The organism is Cupriavidus sp. GW823-FHT07A04 (genome assembly GCF_058794615.1).
In genome coordinates this window covers 59,013-80,688 of record NZ_JBXAHA010000010.1, presented here as the reverse complement: position 1 = coordinate 80,688, position 21,676 = coordinate 59,013, and the positions used below count along the sequence as shown (strand labels likewise).

Annotated in this window: 20 protein-coding genes; 13 read left to right on the top strand and 7 right to left on the bottom strand. The window is 65.4% G+C overall.

The features are described from left to right. The first annotated feature begins 21 nt into the window (after window positions 1–21). Window positions 22–906, top strand: coding sequence for an EamA family transporter (locus AC1Q7Q_RS18515; RefSeq protein ID WP_492374339.1), 885 nt, complete (start codon window positions 22–24; stop codon window positions 904–906). Here AC1Q7Q_RS18515 and AC1Q7Q_RS18510 read toward each other — a convergent pair. Beyond that, on the bottom strand, window positions 903–1,538 hold the full coding sequence (locus AC1Q7Q_RS18510; protein ID WP_492374338.1) for a GNAT family N-acetyltransferase: 636 nt from the start codon (window positions 1,536–1,538) through the stop codon (window positions 903–905). The genes AC1Q7Q_RS18515 and AC1Q7Q_RS18510 overlap by 4 nt on opposite strands. Window positions 1,539–1,626: 88 nt before the next feature. Between AC1Q7Q_RS18510 and AC1Q7Q_RS18505 the strand changes: the two genes are divergently transcribed. Further along, window positions 1,627–2,130: a winged helix-turn-helix transcriptional regulator gene (locus tag AC1Q7Q_RS18505; protein WP_492374337.1), complete on the top strand. Its 504-nt coding sequence runs from the start codon at window positions 1,627–1,629 to the stop codon at window positions 2,128–2,130. A 19-nt stretch (window positions 2,131–2,149) separates the two neighbouring features. Here the strand turns inward: AC1Q7Q_RS18505 and AC1Q7Q_RS18500 are convergent, their stop codons facing one another. Then, entirely contained in the window at window positions 2,150–2,638 is a 489-nt protein-coding gene (locus AC1Q7Q_RS18500) for a DUF4265 domain-containing protein (RefSeq protein WP_492374336.1), read from the bottom strand. A gap of 465 nt (window positions 2,639–3,103) precedes the next feature. Between AC1Q7Q_RS18500 and AC1Q7Q_RS18495 the strand changes: the two genes are divergently transcribed. From AC1Q7Q_RS18495 to AC1Q7Q_RS18470, 6 genes are all read left to right on the top strand, one after another. After that, complete coding sequence (locus tag AC1Q7Q_RS18495; RefSeq protein ID WP_492374335.1) at window positions 3,104–3,502, top strand: VOC family protein; 399 nt, start codon at window positions 3,104–3,106, stop codon at window positions 3,500–3,502. A 461-nt stretch (window positions 3,503–3,963) separates the two neighbouring features. Continuing rightward, window positions 3,964–5,280 carry an MFS transporter gene (locus tag AC1Q7Q_RS18490; protein ID WP_492374351.1) on the top strand — a complete coding sequence of 439 codons (1,317 nt, stop codon included), beginning with the start codon at window positions 3,964–3,966 and terminating at the stop codon, window positions 5,278–5,280. A 67-nt stretch (window positions 5,281–5,347) separates the two neighbouring features. Next, the gene (gene nirB / locus AC1Q7Q_RS18485) at window positions 5,348–7,897 is read left to right on the top strand and encodes a nitrite reductase large subunit NirB (RefSeq protein ID WP_492374334.1); all 2,550 of its coding nucleotides are present in this window, start codon (window positions 5,348–5,350) and stop codon (window positions 7,895–7,897) included. A 45-nt stretch (window positions 7,898–7,942) separates the two neighbouring features. After that, window positions 7,943–8,314: a nitrite reductase small subunit NirD gene (gene nirD / locus AC1Q7Q_RS18480; RefSeq protein ID WP_492374333.1), complete on the top strand. Its 372-nt coding sequence runs from the start codon at window positions 7,943–7,945 to the stop codon at window positions 8,312–8,314. Continuing rightward, entirely contained in the window at window positions 8,311–9,540 is a 1,230-nt protein-coding gene (locus AC1Q7Q_RS18475; protein WP_492374332.1) for an NAD(P)/FAD-dependent oxidoreductase, read from the top strand. Before nirD ends, AC1Q7Q_RS18475 begins: the two co-directional genes overlap by 4 nt. 73 nt (window positions 9,541–9,613) lie before the next feature. After that, entirely contained in the window at window positions 9,614–12,406 is a 2,793-nt protein-coding gene (locus AC1Q7Q_RS18470) for a molybdopterin-dependent oxidoreductase (protein ID WP_492374331.1), read from the top strand. 20 nt (window positions 12,407–12,426) lie between these two features. On the opposite strand, the gene AC1Q7Q_RS18465 is transcribed toward AC1Q7Q_RS18470, so the two are convergent. The 4 genes from AC1Q7Q_RS18465 to AC1Q7Q_RS18450 form a co-directional block, all read right to left on the bottom strand. Then, window positions 12,427–12,672: a hypothetical protein gene (locus AC1Q7Q_RS18465; protein ID WP_492374330.1), complete on the bottom strand. Its 246-nt coding sequence runs from the start codon at window positions 12,670–12,672 to the stop codon at window positions 12,427–12,429. Window positions 12,673–12,856: 184 nt separating this feature from the next. After that, window positions 12,857–13,420: a TetR/AcrR family transcriptional regulator gene (locus tag AC1Q7Q_RS18460; RefSeq protein WP_492374329.1), complete on the bottom strand. Its 564-nt coding sequence runs from the start codon at window positions 13,418–13,420 to the stop codon at window positions 12,857–12,859. An 18-nt stretch (window positions 13,421–13,438) separates the two neighbouring features. Next, the gene (locus tag AC1Q7Q_RS18455; RefSeq protein WP_492374328.1) at window positions 13,439–13,840 is read right to left on the bottom strand and encodes a nuclear transport factor 2 family protein; all 402 of its coding nucleotides are present in this window, start codon (window positions 13,838–13,840) and stop codon (window positions 13,439–13,441) included. A gap of 102 nt (window positions 13,841–13,942) precedes the next feature. Beyond that, a complete protein-coding gene (locus AC1Q7Q_RS18450) occupies window positions 13,943–14,791 on the bottom strand; it encodes an alpha/beta fold hydrolase (RefSeq protein ID WP_492374327.1) in 849 nt (282 codons plus the stop codon). A gap of 150 nt (window positions 14,792–14,941) precedes the next feature. On the opposite strand from AC1Q7Q_RS18450, the gene AC1Q7Q_RS18445 reads away from it, so the two are divergent. Next, window positions 14,942–15,718 (top strand): SDR family oxidoreductase, encoded by a 777-nt coding sequence (locus AC1Q7Q_RS18445; RefSeq protein ID WP_492374326.1) that lies wholly within the window; start codon window positions 14,942–14,944, stop codon window positions 15,716–15,718. A 16-nt stretch (window positions 15,719–15,734) separates the two neighbouring features. Here the strand turns inward: AC1Q7Q_RS18445 and AC1Q7Q_RS18440 are convergent, their stop codons facing one another. Next, a complete protein-coding gene (locus tag AC1Q7Q_RS18440) occupies window positions 15,735–16,601 on the bottom strand; it encodes an SDR family NAD(P)-dependent oxidoreductase (protein ID WP_492374325.1) in 867 nt (288 codons plus the stop codon). A gap of 264 nt (window positions 16,602–16,865) precedes the next feature. Between AC1Q7Q_RS18440 and AC1Q7Q_RS18435 the strand changes: the two genes are divergently transcribed. The 4 genes from AC1Q7Q_RS18435 (at window position 16,866) to AC1Q7Q_RS18420 (ending at window position 21,666) form a co-directional block, all read left to right on the top strand. Then, window positions 16,866–18,428 (top strand): DUF1302 domain-containing protein, encoded by a 1,563-nt coding sequence (locus AC1Q7Q_RS18435; RefSeq protein WP_492374324.1) that lies wholly within the window; start codon window positions 16,866–16,868, stop codon window positions 18,426–18,428. A 55-nt stretch (window positions 18,429–18,483) separates the two neighbouring features. Next, a complete protein-coding gene (locus AC1Q7Q_RS18430) occupies window positions 18,484–19,854 on the top strand; it encodes a DUF1329 domain-containing protein (protein WP_492374350.1) in 1,371 nt (456 codons plus the stop codon). Between the two features lie 82 nt (window positions 19,855–19,936). Further along, complete coding sequence (gene dmpE / locus AC1Q7Q_RS18425) at window positions 19,937–20,719, top strand: 2-oxopent-4-enoate hydratase (protein WP_492374323.1); 783 nt, start codon at window positions 19,937–19,939, stop codon at window positions 20,717–20,719. Window positions 20,720–20,754: 35 nt separating this feature from the next. Beyond that, window positions 20,755–21,666, top strand: a complete 912-nt coding sequence (locus tag AC1Q7Q_RS18420; RefSeq protein WP_492374322.1) for an acetaldehyde dehydrogenase (acetylating) — start codon at window positions 20,755–20,757, stop codon at window positions 21,664–21,666. Window positions 21,667–21,676 lie beyond the last annotated feature (10 nt).

Below are 21,676 nucleotides of genomic sequence, written 5' to 3'. Positions count from 1 at the left end.
AGAATCGCCTGAGAGTCGCAATTGCCGCTGAATCGCCTGAAACAAAGTGCCACCCTGATCGCCGTGCTGGCATTGATCGGATCGATGGCTTCGCTCTGCGTCGGTACGTCGTTTGCCAAGAGCCTGTTTGCCGAGGTTGGCGCCCAGGGCACCACGGCGCTGCGGGTGAGCTTTTCGGCGTTGATCCTGCTATGCGTGTGGCGGCCCTGGCGGATGCCGCTAAGCTTGGCCAACGCCCGTGTGATCGCGCTATACGGCGCGGCGCTGGGCGCCACCAACCTGCTGTTCTATATGTCGCTGCGCACCGTCCCGCTCGGGCTGGCGATTGCCATCGAGTTCACCGGGCCGCTGGCGGTCGCCGTGTCGTCGTCACGGCGGGCCATCGACTTTCTCTGGATTGCCTTTGCGGTGGCAGGCTTGCTGTTGCTGTTGCCGCTTGGGGAGAACGTTGCCACGCTCGATCCCGTGGGCATCGGCTACGCGCTGACGGCCGGCGTGGGCTGGGCGCTATACATCATCTTCGGGCAGATGGCAGGCAACGCGCACGGCGGGCAAGCCACCTCGCTCGGGCTGACCATGGCATCGCTGGTCGTGCTGCCCTTCGGGCTGGCGCATGCCGGCGCGGCCATGTTCAGCCCGTCGCTGCTGGCAGCAGGGCTGGCGGTTGGCCTGCTCTCCAGCGCCATTCCCTATTCGCTGGAAATGGTGGCGCTCAAGCGGCTGCCGCGCCGCACCTTCGGCATCCTGCTCAGCATGGAACCTGCCATGGGCGCGCTGGCAGGCCTTGCGTTTTTGCACGAAACGCTGAACACGCAGCAATGGCTGGCGATTGGCAGCATCATCACGGCGTCGGTGGGGTGCACGATGACAGCCGGATCGCGCAAGCGCGCAAGCGCCGAGGCCTAGGCCGCCGATAGCCGCGCCACGGCTTGCTGCGCGCCGTAGCCGGCCAGCTCGCCCAGCACCAGGCTGACCTCATACAGCAGGCTGTCTTCCGGGTTGCGCCGGGTGGAGAAGCCGAACTCCCGCATCAGCGCCAGCATGCGGCGGTTCTCGCTCAGCACATCCCCGCGCAGCAGGTGCAGGCCGGCGCCCAGCGCCGCGTCGCGCAGACGCTGGATCAGCCGGCGGCCGATACCCTTGCCTTGCCAGTCGTCGGCCACCGCCACAGCGAACTCGCCAACGTCGCCATCCTCGCCACGCGTCACCACGTAGTTGCCGTTGGCGACGATCATCGGCAGCCCCTCCACTTCCGCCGTGACCACCAGCGCCAGGCCGGCGTTGCTCTCGATGAACAGGTCGATTACCTCGTCGGACACGCGTCCGCCGGTCAGGAAGCGGTAATAACGGCTCTCGCGCGACAGGGCCTGGACGAAGGCCCGCTCTCTCTCGGCATCAGCGGCACGAACAGCGCGCACGACCACGCGCTCGCCACCGCTCAACTTCCAGGTCTCGGCGCATTCCGGGCAGCCAGCATGCCGGCCGCCGCCGGTCAGGCGGGATTGGCCGGCAAGGCTGGGAGGATTCGAAGGCTGCATGTCCGGCTCCTGACTTCATATTTCATAGTCAGGAGTATAGGCAATACCCTGACTTTTGCAAATGAAGTTAGCCTGCTATGCTCAACGGATGGATCTCACCGCCCAAGAACTCCGCAACTGCTCGATTGCCGCGACCCTCTCGCTGATTGGAGAGAAGTGGACAATTCTTATCTTGCGCGACGTTTTCCACGGCATCAGGCGCTTCGACGATTTCCTGGAGCGCCTGCAGTGCTCCCCCGCCGTGCTGTCGGCCAGGCTCAAAACGCTGACCGAGGCAGGCATCCTGCGCAAGGTGAGCTATCGGGAGCCGGGCGAGCGGGAACGGTTCGAGTACCGGCCGACGCGCGCCGCGGTGGAGTTGCTGCCGGTGATCATCGGGCTGATGCAATGGGGGGATCGCCACCTGGCCGCCAGCGGCCAAGGGCCGGTGACGTTGCTTACCGCACCGGAGGGGCGCCGCGTGCGCGCGGCGCTGGTGGATGATGCGGATCAGTTGGTGCGGCCCAACGATATCGAGATTTACCACGCCAGCCGGCGGCCAGCGCCGGCGGCTGAAGGCGAATCCCCGCAAGCGCCTGCCCCGCAAGCGTGAGCCTGGGCGCGATCGGCCGTCAATCCTTCAGCCACCAGTCCAGCAGTGTTTCATCATCGGGATCGTCCAGATTCCGGTAGATGTTCGCGTAGTACCACTGAATCCCGGTCTGGTCGCGAAACCTGTCAAAGACGTCGCGGATTCGGTCCATCCCGTTTTTGGATGGGATGGTCAATGACAGATTCCCGCCGTTGATCCCATCCAGCGTTCCGCCCAGCTCAGCTGCCACCTCCTTCTCCAGGCGTGACAGGATTGCCTGCGGGATATCTTCATCCTCATAGATTTGAACGCAGAAATTCCCGCCCCTCGACAGGACTTCGGCATGCGCGTTTCTATTCTTGATGGAGACGATGTCGCCTCTTGCCAGATTCAAGGCGAGACCGGGCGAGGCGAGAAGCTCGTAGATGTCTTCATCGATTTGGCTGGCGGGCAGTTCTTCGAACATTGGCTCCGCGTCATCTTCTCCGGCGTAGACGTGGATCAGGACGCTTGGGGGGATGTTTTCCATGTGGTGGTTCGTCGCTCTTGCGTTTGATGCGTTTGATGCGGGACCGCCTAGTTTTACACAGCAACCGTGTGTAAGACATGAAGCCCCGAATTGAGAAGCCAGTTTGCCTTTGGCGCTCCTGGCACATTCTCCGCTATCCAGGCATCCGTTCGAGTGCGGGGCCACGTGCGGCTTCCCGGTCCCCCTCCCCGCATCCTGCCAAGAATCCCGGACGGAAGATCCCACCTGGCCGCTACCTCACGCAGAACGTCGATTATCACTGCCCAAAGCTCAGTGAACGGGCTGAACACGGATTCCCAGGCAGGTTGTAAAGTGGGAGCCCATTCTTCGACGTTCGACGCTTCAGCCCATGCCCCGGCGGCGCCGGGAAATGTCCCTCAGGCTCTCGCAAGGCAGATTTGCCGGCGACGATCCCTATGCCCCGCGCAAGAACAACAGCCCAGGAACCAGCCAGAGCCAAACCCAATGCAACTTCTCGATCATGTTTCAATCGGCGTGCCCAACCTCGACGCAGCGCGCCCCTTCTATGACGCGATCATGCAGACGTTGGGCGCAACGAAGGTCTATGACCGCTCCGATGCGCTTGGCTATGGCGAGCGCTGCACGTCCAGCGATGTGGCGTCGACGTGCCTGGCGGTCTATCTCGACCCGAGCAGGATCGAAGCAAACAAGCGGCATTGGTGCTTCAAGGCGTCGTCCCGCAAACAGGTCGACGCGTTCTTTGCCGCGGGCCTCGCCGCCGGGGGATCGTCGGATGGGGATCCGGGCCTGCGGCCTGGCTACCATGCCGGATACTACGCAGCGTTTCTCGTCGATCCGGCGGGCAATCGCGTGGAGGCGGTGTGTCATTCGGCCTCGATCTGACTCGAACATGCTCGAATTGACGATGGCGCCTGGGCACGGTGGCGTCCAGTGCGGGTTCTGGTGGCTCGGAGCCAAGGACTTGGCATCGCAGGCGGAAGTGGCATAACTATCACCACGCGGCATCCACGGCCTGAGCCGGGACAGCCAAAATACCAGCTACTACCTGCACCACCGCGCGCACCGCCCCGGTCCATTGCACTGCACCATGACCGTGCCGCCCCGCCCCACCTCGGCGCATCGCCTCCCGGCCTGATGCTCCCGCGCAGCGCAAAAACCCCTTCATCCATCACAAACCGCCCTGGCACACCGCTTGCGTAACAAGACGCGAGCGGACCAACGGCGGCCCGCTCACCCCACACAGGGTGGCAGCGGTCTTCACCGCTGCCACCAGGACAACGGCGTCCCCTGATCTGGTCTTCACGACCGGATTGCGGGACGCCATTTGTTTTTATGGAGCCATGATGACCGGCAAAGCCACCCGCATCGAACTGCTAAGCCTGCGCACCCCGCAGATGCGCGCCTTCCACCTGACGTGGATGGCCTTCTTCGTGTGCTTCTTCGCGTGGTTCGCCTGCGCGCCGCTGATGCCGGTGCTCAAGGGCGAATTCGGCCTGACTCCCGACCAGATCGCCAATATCAATATCGCGGCCGTGGCCGTGACCATTCTCGTGCGGCTGGCCATTGGCCCGCTGTGCGACCGTTTTGGTCCCCGCCGCGCCTACACCGGCCTGCTCGCTCTCGGTGCGATCCCCGTGCTGGGCGTGGCGATGGCACAGAGCTACGAAGCCTTCCTGTTTTTCCGCCTGTTGATTGGCGCGGTTGGCGCGAGCTTCGTGATCACGCAGTACCACACCTCGGTGATGTTCGCGCCCAACGTGGTGGGCACCGCCAACGCGGCAGCCGCCGGCTGGGGCAATGCCGGCGGTGGCGCGGCGCAAGCGCTGATGCCGCTGCTGCTGGGTGGCGTGCTGATGCTGGGCGTGAGCCACACCATGGGCTGGCGCCTGGCGCTGCTGGTGCCGGGCGTGCTGATGCTGATCATGGCGGTGCTGTACTGGCGCTATACGCAGGACTGCCCGCAAGGCGACTTCAAGGATCTGCGCGCGCGCGGCATCGCCATCGACAGCGGCAAGAAAGGCGGCTGGGCCAGCTTTGTCGCCGCTGCTGGCAACTACCGCGTGTGGATGCTGTTCATCACCTACGGTGCCTGCTTCGGCGTGGAGATCTTCATCCACAACGTGGCCGCTACCTATTACGTGGATCACTTTGGCCTGTCGCTCGGCAGCGCCGGCCTGGCCGCGGCCAGCTTTGGCCTGCTCGCCCTGTTCGCCCGTGCCCTGGGCGGCTGGCTGTCGGACAAGGCTGCGCTGCGCCGTGGCCTGGATGCGCGATCCATGCTGCTGTTCGTGCTGATCCTGGGTGAAGGCCTGGGCCTGCTGTGGTTTGCCCAGGCGCATCACGTCGTGGCTGCCGTGGCCGCCATGCTGGGCTTCGGCCTGTTCACCCATATGGCCTGCGGCGCCACCTATGCGCTGGTGCCCTTTATCGACCGCAAGGCGCTGGGCGGCGTGGCCGGGATCATTGGTGCCGGCGGCAATGTGGGCGCCGTGGCGGCGGGCTTCCTGATGAAGGGCCTGGGCGGCAACCTGCAGCAAACGCTGACCGTGCTGGGCGCGGCGGCCATCGTCTCCGCCCTGTGCGCCATTGCCGTGCGCTTTTCGGCGGAGCACAAGGCCAGCGAGCAGGCGCTGTTCGACAACGCGCTGGCCGGCTCCTGAGCCCGCCCGACGCAAAAACGCCACGCAAGCACACGCACCAGCGGCCCCACAGAACAAGGAAACCATCATGAAACTGATCATCATCGGCCACGGCATGGTCGGCCACAAATTCCTGGAATGCCTGGCCGAGGCAGGCTCGCAAGATATCGAAGTCACCGTGCTGTGCGAGGAAGCGCGTCCCGCCTACGACCGCGTGCACCTGTCCGAGTTCTTCGCGGGCAAGTCCGCCGAGGATCTCTCGCTGGTGGAAGCTGGCTTCTTCGAGCGCAACAACATGCTGCTGCGCCTGAACGCGCGCGCCACCGGCATCGACCGCGCGGCCAGGACGGTGACGGTTTCCACCGGCGAGACGCTGTCCTACGACAAGCTGATCATGGCCACCGGCTCCTACCCCTTCGTGCCGCCGCTGCCCGGCAAGGACCGCAAGGATTGCTTTGTCTACCGCACCATCGAAGACCTGGAAGCCATGCAGGAATGTGGCACCCGCGCCAAGACCGGCGTGGTGATCGGCGGCGGCCTGCTGGGCCTGGAATGCGCCAAGGCGCTGCGCGACATGGGCCTGCAAACCCATGTGGTGGAATTCGCCCCGCGCCTGATGGCGGTACAAGTGGACGACGGCGGCGGCGCCATGCTGCGCCGGAAGATCGAAGAACTCGGCGTCACCGCACACACCCGCAAGAACACCGTGGAGATCGTCGACGGCGAAGACGGCACCCATCGCATGAACTTTGCCGATGGCAGCCATCTGGACACCGACATGATCGTGTTCTCCGCCGGCATCCGCCCGCGCGACGAGCTGGCCCGCGCCAGCGGCCTGGCCATTGGCGAGCGTGGCGGCATCACGGTGGACAACCAGTGCCTGACCTCCGACCCCGACGTGTACGCCATCGGCGAATGCGCGCTGTGGGACGGCAAGATCTACGGCCTGGTCGCGCCCGGCTATGAAATGGCCCGCGTGGCCGCCAAGCACCTCCTCGGCCACCAGGCCGAGTTCGCCGGCGCCGACATGAGCACCAAGCTCAAGCTGATGGGCGTGGACGTGGCCAGCCTGGGCGACCCGCACGGCAACGCACCCGGCAGCCGTTCCTACCAGTTCACCGACGAGCGCAAGCAGGTCTACAAGAAGCTGGTGGTATCCGAATGCGGCAAGTACCTGCTGGGCGGCGTGCTGGTGGGCGATGCCGAGGAATACGGTACCCTGCTGCAGATGATGCTCAACAAGATCGAGCTGCCCGAGTCGCCGGAATTCCTGATCCTGCCGTCCTCCGACGGCCAGGCCAAGCCGGGATTGGGTGCCGATGCCTTGCCCGATGCCGCGCAGATCTGCTCCTGCAACAACGTGACCAAGGGCGATATCTGCGCCGCCGTCTGCGATGGCGCCACCACCATCGGCGCCCTGAAGAATTGCACCAAGGCCGGCAGCACCTGCGGCGGCTGCGTGCCGCTGGTCACGCAGGTGATGAAGGCTGAGATGAAGAAGCAAGGCCTGGCGGTGAACAACCACCTGTGCGAGCACTTTGCCTACTCCCGCCAGGAGCTTTACCACCTGGTGCGCGTGGGCGGCTTCAAGACCTTCGACGCACTGCTGGCGGCACACGGCAAGGGCCTGGGCTGCGACGTGTGCAAGCCGACCGTGGCGAGCATCCTCGCCTCCTGCTGGAATGAGTTCGTGCTCAAGGAAGAGCACGCCAGCCTGCAGGATTCGAACGACTACTTCCTGGGCAATATCCAGAAGGACGGCACCTACTCGGTCGTGCCCCGCATGCCGGGCGGCGAAGTCACCCCCGACGGCCTGATCGCGGTCGGCCAGGTGGCCAAGAAGTATGGCCTGTACACCAAGATCACCGGCGGGGCGCGGGTCGACATGTTCGGCGCGCGCGTGGAAGAGCTGCCGATGATCTGGGAAGAACTGATCGCGGCCGGCTTCGAATCGGGCCATGCCTATGGCAAGTCCCTGCGCACCGTGAAGTCCTGCGTGGGTTCCACGTGGTGCCGCTACGGCGTGGACGACTCGGTCGGCCTGGCCATCGAGATCGAAAACCGCTACAAGGGCCTGCGCGCGCCGCACAAGATCAAGTTTGGTGTTTCCGGCTGCACCCGCGAATGCGCCGAAGCCCAGGGCAAGGACGTGGGCATCATCGCCACCGAACGCGGCTGGAACCTGTACGTGTGCGGCAACGGCGGCATGAAGCCCCGCCACGCCGAACTGCTGGCAAGCGACCTGGACCGCGAAACGCTGCTGCGCTACGTGGACCGCTTCCTGATGTTCTACGTGCGCACCGCGGACCGCCTGCAACGCACCAGCGTGTGGCGCGACAACATGGAAGGCGGGCTGGACTACCTCAAGGCTGTGGTGCTGGAAGACAGCCTGGGCATTGGCGCCGAACTGGAGGCGCAGATGCAGCACGTGGTGGACACCTACGAAGACGAATGGAAGGCTGCCGTGACCAACCCGGAAACCCGCAAGCGCTTCCGCCACTTCGTCAACAGCGACCTGCGCGACGACAACCTGGTCTTCATGGAGGAGCGCGGCCAGATCCGCCCGGCCACGCCGGAGGAACGGAACTTGCGTAAATCCCGGCTTGAGCAGATCCCCGTGATCGTCAAGGCAGCCTGAACCGTCCCGCCCCATCATCTCGCGCCAACGCCCAAGGAGAACATCATGAGCCCCACCCACCATACCGAAGCCTGGACCGCCGTTTGCAGCCTGCGCGACATCGTGCCCAATACCGGTGTGTGCGCACTGGTGGACAAGGCACAGATCGCCGTGTTCCGGGTCGGCGCCGGCTACAGTGACGATCAGGGCGGCAATGGCGACCAGGTGTTCGCCATCTCCAACTACGATCCCAACTCCAACGCCGCCGTGCTGTCGCGCGGCCTGGTGGGGAGCCTGGGCGAACGCATCGTGGTGGCGTCGCCGATCTACAAGCATCATTTCGACCTGCAGACCGGCGAATGCCTGGAAGCGCCCGAGCACTCCATCGCGGCATATCCGGCCCGCGTCTATGATGGCAAAGTCTGGGTGGCCGCATGACCACGCCCCCCAAACCCCGCCTGGTGGTGGTCGGCAACGGCATGGCCGGCATGCGCACGGTCGAGGAACTGCTGAAGCTCGCGCCCGACCTCTACGACATCACCGTGTTCGGCGCCGAGCCGCACGGCAACTACAACCGCATCCTGCTCTCGCCGGTGCTGGCGGGCGAGAAGACGGTCGCGGACATCATGCTCAACACCCGCGATTGGTACGAGCAGAACGGCATCGAACTGCTGGCCGGCGATCCGGTGGTGGCAATCGACCGCCGCCGCCGGCTGGTGCGCTCGCAATCCGGGCGCGAGGTGGGCTATGACCGCCTGCTGCTGGCGACCGGCTCCAAGCCGTTCATCATCCCCGTGCCGGGCCACCAGCTCGACGGCGTCATCGCCTTTCGCGACATCCAGGACGTGGAATCCATGCTGGCGGCGGCCCGCAACCATCGCCACGCGGTGGTGATCGGCGGCGGCCTGCTCGGCCTGGAAGCCGCCAACGGCCTGATGCGCCAGGGCATGGAGGTCAGCGTAGTGCACGTGGCAGACAGCCTGATGGAGCGCCAGCTCGACAAGCCCGCCGCCGCGTTGCTCAAGCAGGCGCTGGAGCGCAAGGGCCTGCGCTTCCTGCTCAATGCCCATACCAGCGGCATCCTTGGGGAAGACCGCGTGACCGGCGTATGCTTTAAAGACGGTACCCAGATCCCCGCCGACCTGGTGGTAATGACCGCCGGCGTGCGCCCCAATATCGCACTGGCCCAGCAGGCCGGGCTGCGCTGCGAGCGCGCCATCGTGGTGGACGACACCTTGCAGAGCTACGATCCGCGCGTGTATGCCGTGGGCGAATGCGTGCAGCACCGGCAGGCCACCTTCGGGCTGGTCGCGCCGATCTGGGAACAGGCGCGCGTGGCCGCCGCGCACCTGGCCGGCGCCGGGCATCGCCGCTATGTGCAGCAGGCCACGGCCACCAAGCTCAAGGTGACTGGCGTGGATCTTTACTCCGCCGGCGACTTCATCGGCGGCGAAGGCAGCGAGGATCTCGTCATGCGCGATCCGCGCCGCGGCATGTACAAGCGGCTGGTGCTGCAAGGCGGGCGACTGGTCGGGGCGGTGCTGTACGGCGACGTGCAGGACGGCCCCTGGTACTTCGACCTGATCCAGAGCGGCGCCCCGGTAGGCGCCATGCGCCAGAGATTGCTGTTCGGCAAGGCACAGTGCGAGGCCATGGCAGCCTGACCACCCGATCGCCTGAACGCTTGAACGCTTGAACGACCTAGTCCCCGATTGACCGCCAGCAGCGAGCGCTAACGTGAACCTGTCCGATATCCCCGTCATCCTCTCCACCGGTTCGCCCACCCTGCTGTCCGCCGACGCCGCAGTCACCGTCACCGATACCACCTGCCCGTATTGCGGCGTGGGCTGCGGCGTGCGCGCCACCCGCCATGCCGACGGCAGCGTCGAGGTGGCCGGCGACGCCAGCCACGGCTCCAACCAGGGCCGCCTGTGCGTGAAGGGCTCGGCGCTGGCGGAAACCGTCGGCCTGGAAGGCCGCCTGCTGCACCCGCAAGTACGCGGTGCCGACGGCGCCTTGCAGCCAGTGTCCTGGGATCACGCACTGGACAAGGTCGCCCAGGGCTTCAAGGACATCATCGCCGAGCACGGCCCCGATGCCGTGGCGCTCTACGTCTCCGGCCAGTTGCTGACCGAGGATTACTACGTTGCCAACAAGCTGATGAAGGGCTTTATCGGCAGCGCCAATATCGACACCAACTCGCGGCTGTGCATGTCGTCGGCGGTGGCCGGGCACAAGCGCGCCTTTGGCGAGGACCTGGTGCCGGGCAGCTACGAAGACCTGGAGCTGGCCGACCTGGTGGTGCTGGTCGGCTCCAACACCGCGTGGTGCCACCCGATCCTGTTCCAGCGGCTGTTGAAAGCCAAGGAAGCCCGGCCGGAAATGAAGCTGGTGGTGATCGACCCGCGCCGCACCGCCACCTGCGAGCTGGCCGACCTGCACCTGCCGGTCAAGCCCGGCGCCGACGTCTGGCTGTTCAACGGCCTGCTGCACTACCTGGCGCAGCACGGCGCGGTGGACCAGTCATTCGTCGACGCCCACACCAGCGGCCTGGACGCCGCGCTGGCGGCTGCCGGCCCGGACTGCGCCGACATCGCCAAGGTAGCCAAGGCCTGCAAGCTGGACCCTGAAGCCCTGCGCGGCTTCTACGCATTGTTCGCCGCCACGCCCAAGGTGGTGACCGGCTTCTCGCAAGGCGTGAACCAGTCGTCGGCAGGCACCGACAAGGTCAACAGCATCATCAACTGCCACCTGGCCACCGGCCGCGTGGGCCAGCCCGGCATGGGCCCCTTCTCGCTGACCGGCCAGCCCAATGCCATGGGCGGGCGCGAGGTCGGCGGCCTGGCCAATATGCTGGCGGCCCATATGGAGCTGGCCGATCCGCTGCACCGGGAAATCGTGCAATCGTTCTGGGGCTCGCCCGCCATCGCGGACAAGCCAGGCCTGAAGGCGGTGGAGCTGTTCGAGGCCATCGAGCAAGGCCGGGTCAAGGCCGTGTGGGTGATCGCCACCAACCCGGTGGTCAGCCTGCCGGATGCCGACCAGGCCCGCCGCGCGCTGGCCAAGTGCCAACTGGTGGTCAGCTCCGACATCATGCTGCGCACCGACACCAACGACGCCGCGCACGTCCTGCTGCCCGCGCTGGGCTGGGGCGAGAAGGACGGCACCGTCACCAGTTCCGAGCGCCGCATCTCGCGCCAGCGCGCCTTCCTGCCCACGCCCGGCGAGGCCCGCGCTGACTGGCGGATCCTGTGCGACGTGGCCACGCGCATGGGCTTTGATGGATTCCGCTTTGCTGGACCGCACGAGATCTTCGACGAGCACGCGCGGCTGAGCACGTACCGGAACGCGGGCAGCAGCGATCGGGCCCACGCGCCGCGCATGTTCGACCTCGCCGGGCTGGCTGGCATGAGCCAGAAGCAATTCGACGCGCTCTCACCGGTGCAATGGCCGGTGATGGCCACGCCCCCGGGGCGCCTCACCAACGCGTCCGGCGGCACGGCCCGGCTGTTCGCCGATGGCCGTTTCGCCCACCCCGATGGCCGCGCCCGCTTTATCGCCACCGCGCCGCGCGCGCCGTTCCACGCCACCGACGACGAATTCCCTCTTGTGCTCAACACCGGCCGCGTGCGCGACCAATGGCACACGATGACCCGCACCGGCAAATCGCCCAAGCTGGCCGACCACATCGCCGAGCCCTTCGTCGACATGCATCCGCAGGACGCCCTGCTATCCGGCGTCAGCGAAGGCAAGCTGGCCCGCGTGACCACGCGCTGGGGCGCCATGGTGGCGCGGGTGCAGCACAGCGGCGGCATCCCGCGCGGCAGCGTATTCGTGCCGATCCACTGGAACAGCCAGTTCAGCTCCGACGCGCGCGTGGGCGCGCTGGTCAACCCGGTGGTGGACCCGGTCTCCGGCGAGCCCGAGTTCAAGCACACGCCGGTGCGCGTGGAAGAGTTCCGCGTGTCGTGGCATGGCTTCGTGTTGAGCCGCGAGGACCTCAAGGCGGACGAGCTGACCTACTGGACGCGCGTCCAGGGCCGCCAGTTCCAGCGCTACGAGTTCGCCGGCCGCGAGAATATCGCCGACCGCGCCGCGTGGGCCCGCCAGTTGCTCGGCATCGACGACCCCAATGCGGACTGGATCGAGTATGAAGACCGCACCGCCGGCATCTATCACGCCGGCCATGTGATCAATGACCGCCTCCAGGCCTGCATCTACGTGTGCACGCGCCCCGAGCTACCCTCGCGCGCGTGGCTGTCCACGCTGTTCGCCAAGGACCGCCTGGAAGACGCCGATCGCATCGGCCTGCTGCTGGGCCAGCCGATGGAAAAGGGAGCGGACGCCGGCCCCACCGTGTGCTCCTGCTTTGGCGTGGGGCGCAACACCATCTGCGATGCGGTTCGCAAGCATGATCTGAAGACAGCGGCCGAAGTCACCGCCTGCGTGAAGGCGGGCGGCAACTGCGGGTCCTGCGTGCCGGAGTTGAAGAAGCTGCTGGCGGAGATACGGGTGGCGGAAGTGGCTTGATCCCTGGCAGGACCGGGTGGCTACTGCGGTGGGCGATTACTCAGCAGCATCACGGCCTCGGCGCCCCGGCGCTGCCAGCAGGCATCATCGCAGTCAGTCGGCGCGGCATCCACCGCCACCCGGATATCCGTCGTGGCGGCCGATGCGCGTTCGTTCGCGCTGTCCTCCCAGGCTGGTGGCGACGCCGTGATCAGGCCAGCGGCGAAACCTACCGCCAGCACTGCGCCGGCGCCCAACAAACATGCGATGCGATTTCCAGATTTCACGACGGTCTCCTCCCGGCTTGTATTTTTTCCCACTGCCATGCTCTTGCATCGCTGCGTCGGCACGGTCTCATGCTTCAAAGGTAGGCAATGGAGCGAAAAACGTCCTCGTCCAAGCAGACTAGGGGCGATCCCGTATGCCCGTGCACGCGCCGGCAAGCCGGCAAAGCGCCAAGGCAGGCGCCAGCTAGTCCCCATAGAGTCGCAGCAGCGGCCCAACGCACCCCGCCAGATCTACCGGCGCCAGTCGCAGCGAACGGGCGCAAAGCAGGCCCCAGAGATGCGCCGCCAGCAGCACGGCCTTGTCTTGCTCGCCCAGCAACCTGCCAAGCTCGTCGCACAGCACCTTGGCACGAGCACGGATGCGGACGCTCAGGTGGCATAGCTCGCACGCAGGCGTGCAAGCGTGGTGCAGCAAGCCGAGGACGATGCCTGCATAGCGCGGCACCGCCTCGTCCTGCAGCATCGTCGCAAGCACGCGCTCCAGATCCGGGCGGGCCAGCCCCCCGCCGTTGCCGGCGAAGGCGGCAAGCCATGCGGCCAGATGCGCCTCCGCCCGCGCCATAACGGCGGCCAGCAGCTCGGCGCGGCTACGGAAGTGTCCGTAGACCGCGCCGCGTGTCATGGCGATGGCACCGGCTACCTGCTCCAGCGTGACGCATTGCACGCCCTGGCGCTCGAACAGCAACTCAGCGCTGGCCAGGATGCGCTCTCGCGTGACCGCCGCATCACACGCGCGACGTCTCACCATGGCCGCGTGGCACGTGCCTTACTGCGGATGCACGTCATCCGGCCCCCAGAAGGCGCGCATGCCGGTAATGCGCCCGTCGGCACCGAAGGTCATCACATCGGTCACGTCGATGCGAACCGGCTGCCCCTGCATCCGCACATACACGGCGAAACACAAGGCTGCGGCGTTGCCGTGCGAACCCCGGGGCGCCGCCACCACTTCCAGGCGCGCGCCGAGCGACGTCGCGTGACGATAGAAGGCGAGGATGCTCTCCCGCCCGGTTATCACCGGGCCGCCAACGGGGTCCTCGATGGTCGCGTCGTCGGCAAACAGCGCCGCCACGCGCTCGGCGTCCGCGGCATTGAAAGCGGCCACGTAATCGAGCAAAGTGGCCTTCATGTCGGCGCTCTTGTTCGCGGCCATGGTCATGTCGATGGTCATTCCATTCCTCGCTGGAACAGGCTGAACAGGTTGAACGGATCTTCCATGTTGTCTCCTGCGTCTTTTACCTTGCGCTGCCGCTACGCCGGCCGGACAGCCAGGCTAAACGGCGGCCTCGGCCGTATCCGCGAGGAAGGCCAGGCATTCCCGGTTGAAGTAGTCGCTGTGCTCGACCATCACCCAGTGGCCACAGCGATTGATCAGCACGAAGCGTGCATCGCGGCAACCCTGCAGGAACTTGAGGGCACCGCCGGCCGGGTTGAAGCGGTCTTCCGTGCCCCAGAAACCGAGCACCGGGCACGCGATCTCGCCCAGGCGTTCGGTCAGGTTGGGCACCTTCATGGTGGCCAGCACTTCGCGCGGCTGCTCCTTGCACACGGCCATGCGCTCGTCCACCAGCGCATCGGTAACCAGCGTGGCGTCATGCACCAGCAACTTCAGCAGCTCGCGCATGGTGTCATGGTTCATTTGCCCGCCGGTAAACAGTGACACCATCTTTTCGATGCCTTCCATGCGGAAATAGGTCTCGCGGTCCTCGACGCCGCCGGGCGCCATCATCACCAGGCGGCTGACATGCTCCGGGTAGTCCAGCGCGTATTTCAGCGCAATGGCGCCGCCCAGCGAGTTGCCCACCAGCACGCAGCGCGGCAGCTCCAGTGCCAGCAACTGCGCGCGCAGCGCGGCGACGAAGAAGTCCAGCGTGTACTCCACATCCGCCGGCTTCGATGACTGGCCGTATCCCGGCAGGTCGACCACCACGGTACGAAAACCCGCCGCGGCAAAAGCCGGTGCGTTGTGCTTGAAGTTGCTGTGACCGCTGGCGCCTGGGCCACTGCCGTGGATGAACACCACGGGTTCGCCGGCGCCGGCATCGAGGTAGTGCAGGCGCAGGCCGTCTGGGGTAGTGATGGTTTGGCCGGCTGGTAATGCCGCAGGCGACGTACTGGACATATCGGTGTCTCCGCTGTTGTCATGACGAACCCGGCCCATCATGCGCATGCGCAACGGGGCAGGCATCGTCCTTTCAGACTACGAAGCGGACCGTGGATTTCCCTAAGATCGCACTGACCAGCAAGGCAACGAGATCAAGGGAAAACAGAGATGACGGGAATCGACTTCAGCGGGAAGACGGTGTTGGTGACAGGTGGCGCGCGCGGCATTGGCCGTGGCATCGCCGAGGGTTTCCTGGCAGCAGGTGCCCGCGTGTTCACCTGCGGGCGCACTCCACCCGAGACTGCCGAGGGGCAGTCCCGTCAGGCGGAGTTCATCACAGCCGACATCCGCGACGCCGAGCAGGTGGAGGCCCTGCTGAGCCGGATCGTGGACAGCACCGGCTCGCTCGATATCGTGATCCACAATGCCGGCGGCGCGCCCTTCGCGCTCGCGGCGGACGCCTCTGTGCGCCTGCTGGAATCGATCATCCGCCTGAACCTGGTGGCGCCGCTGCAACTGGCGCAGCGCGCCAACGCACGCATGCAAACCCAGGCCAGCGGTGGCACGCAGATCTTCATCGGCAGCGTCAGCGCGCTGCGGCCCTCCCCCGGCACCGCCGCCTACGGCGCGGCCAAGGCGGGCATCCTGAACGCAGTCCGCTCGCTAGCGGTGGAATGGGCCCCGCGCGTGCGGGTCACGGCCGTGAGTCCGGGCCTGGTGCTGACCGAAACCGCGCAGCAGCAACACTACGGCGATGCGGCCACGCTCCAGCGGGTGGCCGATACCGTGCCGCTTGGCCGCCTTGCCGCCCCGCGCGACATCGCCGACGCCTGCCTGTTCCTGGCCTCGCCGCATGCAGCGTACGTCTCGGGCGCCAACCTGGTCATCGACGGTGGCGGCGAGCGCCCGGCCTTCCTCGACGCGGCAGTCCACCAGGCAGGCTGAGCCGCCCGGCGCGCGCCTACTCGACCTTGGCCGGATGCGCCTGCACCGGCCCGCCCAGCACCGAGCGATAGGAAACGGGCTGCTTGCCGTCGATATCGCATATGCCGTACTCCTGCGCGACCTCGGCGCTGATCAGCACCTGGCCGGATTTCTCCATGACGGCGGCGTCGCCATGCAAGGCGAGTATGACCTTGCCGGTGAACTCGGGGCTCTCCGCGCTCGGCGCAAAAGTGGCATATTTGCCGGGCTCGCGCTCCCAGACCCGCATGGTGCGCTCGGTACGTAGCGGGCCCATCCAGACTGATACCGCGGCCACGCCGTACGGGCGCAGGTCGACCGCCATGTCCTTGGCGAACTTGTCCACGCCGGTCTTCTGCGCGCCATAGGCCGGGCCGTGCATATAGCAGCTCGCGCCGAAGGACGACGTGAACGCCATCAATCCGCGCCCGCCAGCGACCATCAGGGGCGCTGCATGCCAGCTCGCCACATAGGCCGAGCGCAGGCCCACGTCGAGGATGTCCACCAGGGCCAGCGGCTTTTCCCAGAAGCCGCCCGGCTCGATCAGTTCGTCGTGCAGGAAGGTAGCGTTGTTCACCAGGATGTCCAGCCGCCCTGATTCGTCGCCCACCTGCTCGAACAGCCTGCGCACCTGAGCATCGTCGCGATGGTCGCAGGCCACCGCGATGCCCTTGCCGCCGCGCGCATCGATCCCGCGCGCGGTCTCGTGGATGGTGCCGGGCAACGGCGCCTCGCCGTTGCGCTCGGTGCGCCCGGTGACATACACCGTCGCGCCGGCTTGCGCCAGCGCCAGCGCGATGCCCTTTCCCGCGCCACGCGAGCCGCCCGTGACTACCGCAACGATGGATTCCTTTGCACTGTGCATCGCATTCCTCCTCAGTGATTCCCGCGCCGCGATCTCACCGCGCGGGGCGATGCCCGACGCTATCGCGCGTGCCGCCGCGCCTCATCCTCCGTTCGGACTAGCGGCGTGCACGCGCAGGAACGCGCGGTCCTAGGGGAAACCGTCTAGTCCGTTCTGACGATTCCGCGCCCTCCCTCGCTCATTACGCTTCCCATCAAAGAAGAAGCCATGGGACATGCCAGTCAATGCATCACCGCGCATCACCAAAACCATAGGAGGAGACAAGTGCAGACTTCAAGAACCAGTTCACCGCATCGCACACGCAGGCTACGGCCAGCCGCCATCGTTTCGGCCATCGCCGCGGCGATCACGCCGTCGGCCTGGGCCGGCAACACCATCGATCTCGGCAACGATACGTCGCTGAATTACTCTTTTACCGCCACCTACGGCGCAGCGGTCCGCACTGGCGGGCAGAGCGGCGCGCTGCTGTCGCCGTCCAACATCAACGGCGACGATGGCGACCGCAACTTCAAGCGCGGCGACATGATCGCCAACCGCGCCACCGTGCTTGGCGAGGCCAATCTCCAGCGCGGCGATTTTGGTGCGTTCTTTCGCGGCAGTGTGTTCTACGACCAGGCCTATCGCACCTCCAATTCCAACAATGCACCCGCCACCGTCAACCACTCCGGCCCTTTCAACGAGTTTACGGATTCCGCGCGCTACTACAACGGCCAGCGGGCTCAGTTGCTGGATGCCTACGCCTATGGCGCCTTCAACATCGACACCACTCGTTTGAACGTCAAGCTGGGCAACCAAGTCGTGGCATGGGGCGAGAGCCTGTTCTTCCCCAACATCGCTGGCGCGCAGGGGCCAGCAGACGCCACCAAGTCGTTTGTACCGGGGGCAGAGGTCAAGGATATCCTGCTGCCGGTGCCGCAAGCTTCATTACAGTGGGAGGTGAATCCGAACTTCAGCCTGCTTGGTTATTACCAGTTCACCTACAAGTCCAACCAACTCAACCCCGCTGGCGCGTACTTCAGCACCACTGACGTGGTTGGACCGGGTGCCCAATTCATCATCGGCCCGGGCGGCAGACAGATCCCGCGCGGTTCGGATATCAACCCTCCAGACTCCGGCCAATGGGGCATAGGTACTCGCTTTCGCGCGTTCGACGCCGAGTTTGGTTTGTACCAATTGCGCTACCACGACAAGAATCCGAATGTCGTGACAACCCTGTTCCCGACGCTGCAGTATCAGCAGAAGTTTTTCAGCGGCATCAATCTGACTGGCGCAAGCTTCTCGACGCAATTTCTCGGCGCCAACGTGGCGGGTGAAGTCAGCTACAAAGACGGCGTGCCAATCCTGGTGAATGTCAACGGCGCTGCCACCGCAACGCGCGGCCAGGCAGTCCAGGGCCAGATGTCGGCCATTTACTCCATCGGACCGACATTCCTCGCCAGCTCCCAGAGCCTGGTGGGCGAAATCGCCTACCTGCATGTGCTTAGCGTCACGCCGGTCAATGGCTTCAGCACGCTCACCAACACCAGGAACTCGGCGGCCCTGCAGCTTGGCTGGTCGCTCGCCTATCTCAATATCTTTAACGGCTGGGACATGACGGTGCCGCTTACGTATGCGCATGAATTCAGCGGAAAGGCGGCCGTGGCCGGCGCCTTCGGTTCGCTGACCGGGTATGGTGACCGCCGCGCGAGCGTCGGCGTGACCTTCAAGTATTTGAACAACCTCGAACTGAATCTGACATACGCGATGTTCCTGGGCACGGCGAACATTGTTAATCGACCGTTGGCCGACCGCAGCTATGCGGCATTCAATGCGAAATATTCGTTTTGACCTGGCAGCGATACCACGCGCAAGCGCCAGATTTCTCTAAAGGAGTGAGACCGTGATGCGACAGCATAGAAATCTTTTGATCCGTAGCACACTGCTGGCCAGCAGCGTGCTGCTGGCGGCAGCCTCGTACGCCGCGGTAACGCCGGACGAACTCAAGCAACTCGATGGAAACCTGACCCCGATGGGCGCCGAGCGCGCCGCCAGCAAGGACGGGCAGATCCCCGCCTGGGGCGGGAAATGGCTGGGCGCACCGCCCGGAGTGCAGTGGAAGCGGGGAGAGCGCTACCCTGATCCTTACGCCAGCGAAAAGCCGGTCGTGGTGATCACCGCGCAGAACATGGCAAAGTACGCCGATCACTTGAGCGACGGCGAAAAGGCTCTGTTCAAGAAGTATCCGGATACCTTCAGGATGCCGGTATATCCGACCCATCGCGACTTCCGCTACGACGATACGATCTACAAGAACATCCGCACCTACGCGCCCGGCACCCGCATGACGGCCGACGGTAACGGACTGAAGGATGCACCCCCTATCGTCCCCTTCCCGATCCCGAAGAGCGGCCTCGAACTGATGTGGAACCTGCGCTACTCCCCGTCGATGAATACCGAATCCGCCACCTACGACCAGGCAGCCGTATACGGCGACGGCAACATCGCCTGGGGCCGTGTCCGTTATTCGATCCTTTCGCCGCGAAATGGCGCCAACTTCGACCTCAAGAGCGACACCAGGGGCTTTTTCCGTACGGCGACCGACCTGCCCCTGCGCGACCGAGGCATGCTGTCTGTCGGACACGAATTCTATGACAAGGAAGGCTCCGATACCCGCCGCGCGTGGCAATACAACCCCGGTACGCGGCGCGTACGGCAGGCCCCGGAATTTGGCTTCGATCAGCCCTCCGGCGCAGGCGGAATCCGCACGCTCGACGACGACCGCCTGTTTAACGGCTCGGGTGAACGCTACAACTGGAAGATTGTCGGCAAGAAGGAAATCTACGTGCCGTACAACAACTACAAGCTGATGAGCCCGGCCAAGTACCAGGACATCTTAGGCAAAGGCCACCTCAACCCGGACTATATGCGCTATGAAATGCATCGCGTATGGGTCCTGGAAGCCACCCTCAAGGAGGGCTTCCGGCATCAGTACGCCAAGCGGGTGCTTTACCTGGACGAGGACAGCTGGACCGCCCTCGCTGCAGACAATTATGATGCGCGCGGCCAGTTGTGGCGAACCAACCTGGCGGCAACCGTCTATGCCTATGACGCACGAAACCTCTACCCGACCACAACCACATATCATGACTTGATCTCGGGTGCGTATCTCGCCGATCGCCTGACCAACGAGGGGCCTATGCCGGTGCTCAACAACAGCCCCGAGTTCAACGAGACCTACTTTTCGCCCGACGCGGCGCGAGGTGCTGGACACTGACCGCACGCCTTCATTCGCCCCCTTCCCGCCATGGCCAGGGGGCGAATTTCATCGCATTGCCCCCTTAACATCGAGCCTGACCATGGATCCCGAACTGATCGCCGAATTCGGCGATGAACTTCATCGAGCCCTGACAGCCCGCGTGCCAGTCGTCCCCTTGAGCGGACGTGGCCACCCGCTCACGGTGCGCGATGCCTATCACATCCAGCAGCATTTCGTTGCGCAGCGGCTGGCACAAGGCGACCGCGTCAGCGGCAAGAAAATCGGCGTTACCAGTTTGCCCGTGCAGCAGATGCTGGACGTGCACCAGCCCGACTTCGGCATGCTGCTGGCCAGCATGGAATATCCAGACGGCAAGGCCATTCCCGCAAGCACGCTGATCCAGCCACGCGCCGAAGGCGAGATTGCCTTCTTCCTCAAACGAGACCTGCGCGGCCCCGGTGTGACCCGCGCAGATGTGCTGGCCGCCACCGAGGCGGTCTCAGCCTGCTTCGAGATCGTAGATTCACGCATCACCGACTGGCGCATCCGTATTCAGGACACCGTGGCGGACAACGCCTCTTGTGGCGTCTACGTGCTTGGCGAGGAGCGCGTGAGCCCGGCCGGCCTCGACCTTGCCGCCTGCACCATGGCGCTTGAAAAGAACGGCGTTGTTGTCGCTACAGGCCAGGGCAGCGCCGCCCTCGGCCATCCCGCCGAAGCGGTGGCCTGGCTGGCCAACACGCTCGGCGAACTCGGCATTCCACTGCTTGCCGGCGAGACCATTCTTTCCGGCTCCCTTGCGGCGCTGATTCCGGTCGCTGCCGGCGACCGTCTGCGACTGCGCATCGACGGGATCGGCACGTGCAGCACCGAATTCGCCTGAACTCCCTCACACCCTCAATCCAAGCAAAGAGCCCCATGGCAAAAATCAAGTGCGCCCTGATCGGCCCCGGCAATATTGGCACTGATCTGCTTTACAAGCTGCGCCGCAGCACCATCCTGGAACCCGTCTGGATGGTTGGCGTCGACCCGAATTCGGATGGCCTCGCCCGGGCCCGCGAACTGGGCCTGAAGACGACCGACCAGGGCCTCGATGGCCTGCTGCCGCACCTGGCCGCCGACGACATCCGCATCGCTTTCGATGCGACCTCGGCCTACGTGCACCGCGAGCACTCTGACCAGCTCACCGCGCGCGGCGTGCGCGTGATCGACCTGACCCCGGCGGCCATCGGCCCATTCTGCGTGCCGCCGGTCAACCTCGACGAACATCTTGGCAGCAATGCGATGAACGTCAATATGGTCACCTGCGGCGGCCAGGCGACCATTCCCATGGTGTATGCGGTGTCGCGCGTGCAGGCGGTGGCCTATGGCGAGATCGTCGCCACCGTTTCCTCACGCTCGGTCGGGCCCGGCACGCGCCGGAACATCGACGAGTTCACCCGCACCACCGCAGGCGCCATCGAACAGGTGGGCGGCGCGCGGCAGGGCAAGGCCATCATCGTCATCAACCCGGCCGAGCCTCCGCTCATCATGCGCGACACCATCCACTGCCTGACCGAGGACGAGCCGGACGTGGAGGCCATCACGGCGTCGGTCCACGACATGATTGCCGAGGTGCGGCAATACGTGCCCGGCTACACGCTCAAGAACGGCCCTGTCTTCGACGGCAAGCGCGTCTCCATCTTCATGGAAGTCGAGGGCCTGGGCGACTACCTGCCCAAGTACGCCGGCAATCTCGACATCATGACCGCCGCCGCCGCGCGCACCGCCGAGCGCATCGGCGCCGCCATGCTGCGCGGCGCGTTGCCCGCCATGGCCACTACCGCATAAGGAGCCCGAT

Coding starts and splice junctions, on each gene's coding strand:
- AC1Q7Q_RS18430 (WP_492374350.1), top strand. CDS start 18,484: ATGCGACAGCATAGAAATCTTTTGATCCGTAGCACACTGCTGGCCAGC.
- AC1Q7Q_RS18460 (WP_492374329.1), bottom strand. CDS start 13,420: ATGGTGAGACGTCGCGCGTGTGATGCGGCGGTCACGCGAGAGCGCATC.
- AC1Q7Q_RS18505 (WP_492374337.1), top strand. CDS start 1,627: ATGGATCTCACCGCCCAAGAACTCCGCAACTGCTCGATTGCCGCGACC.
- AC1Q7Q_RS18510 (WP_492374338.1), bottom strand. CDS start 1,538: ATGCAGCCTTCGAATCCTCCCAGCCTTGCCGGCCAATCCCGCCTGACC.
- dmpE (WP_492374323.1), top strand. CDS start 19,937: ATGGATCCCGAACTGATCGCCGAATTCGGCGATGAACTTCATCGAGCC.
- AC1Q7Q_RS18495 (WP_492374335.1), top strand. CDS start 3,104: ATGCAACTTCTCGATCATGTTTCAATCGGCGTGCCCAACCTCGACGCA.
- AC1Q7Q_RS18475 (WP_492374332.1), top strand. CDS start 8,311: ATGACCACGCCCCCCAAACCCCGCCTGGTGGTGGTCGGCAACGGCATG.
- AC1Q7Q_RS18440 (WP_492374325.1), bottom strand. CDS start 16,601: ATGCACAGTGCAAAGGAATCCATCGTTGCGGTAGTCACGGGCGGCTCG.
- AC1Q7Q_RS18420 (WP_492374322.1), top strand. CDS start 20,755: ATGGCAAAAATCAAGTGCGCCCTGATCGGCCCCGGCAATATTGGCACT.
- AC1Q7Q_RS18455 (WP_492374328.1), bottom strand. CDS start 13,840: ATGACCATCGACATGACCATGGCCGCGAACAAGAGCGCCGACATGAAG.
- AC1Q7Q_RS18450 (WP_492374327.1), bottom strand. CDS start 14,791: ATGTCCAGTACGTCGCCTGCGGCATTACCAGCCGGCCAAACCATCACT.
- nirD (WP_492374333.1), top strand. CDS start 7,943: ATGAGCCCCACCCACCATACCGAAGCCTGGACCGCCGTTTGCAGCCTG.
- AC1Q7Q_RS18445 (WP_492374326.1), top strand. CDS start 14,942: ATGACGGGAATCGACTTCAGCGGGAAGACGGTGTTGGTGACAGGTGGC.
- AC1Q7Q_RS18500 (WP_492374336.1), bottom strand. CDS start 2,638: ATGGAAAACATCCCCCCAAGCGTCCTGATCCACGTCTACGCCGGAGAA.
- nirB (WP_492374334.1), top strand. CDS start 5,348: ATGAAACTGATCATCATCGGCCACGGCATGGTCGGCCACAAATTCCTG.
- AC1Q7Q_RS18490 (WP_492374351.1), top strand. CDS start 3,964: ATGACCGGCAAAGCCACCCGCATCGAACTGCTAAGCCTGCGCACCCCG.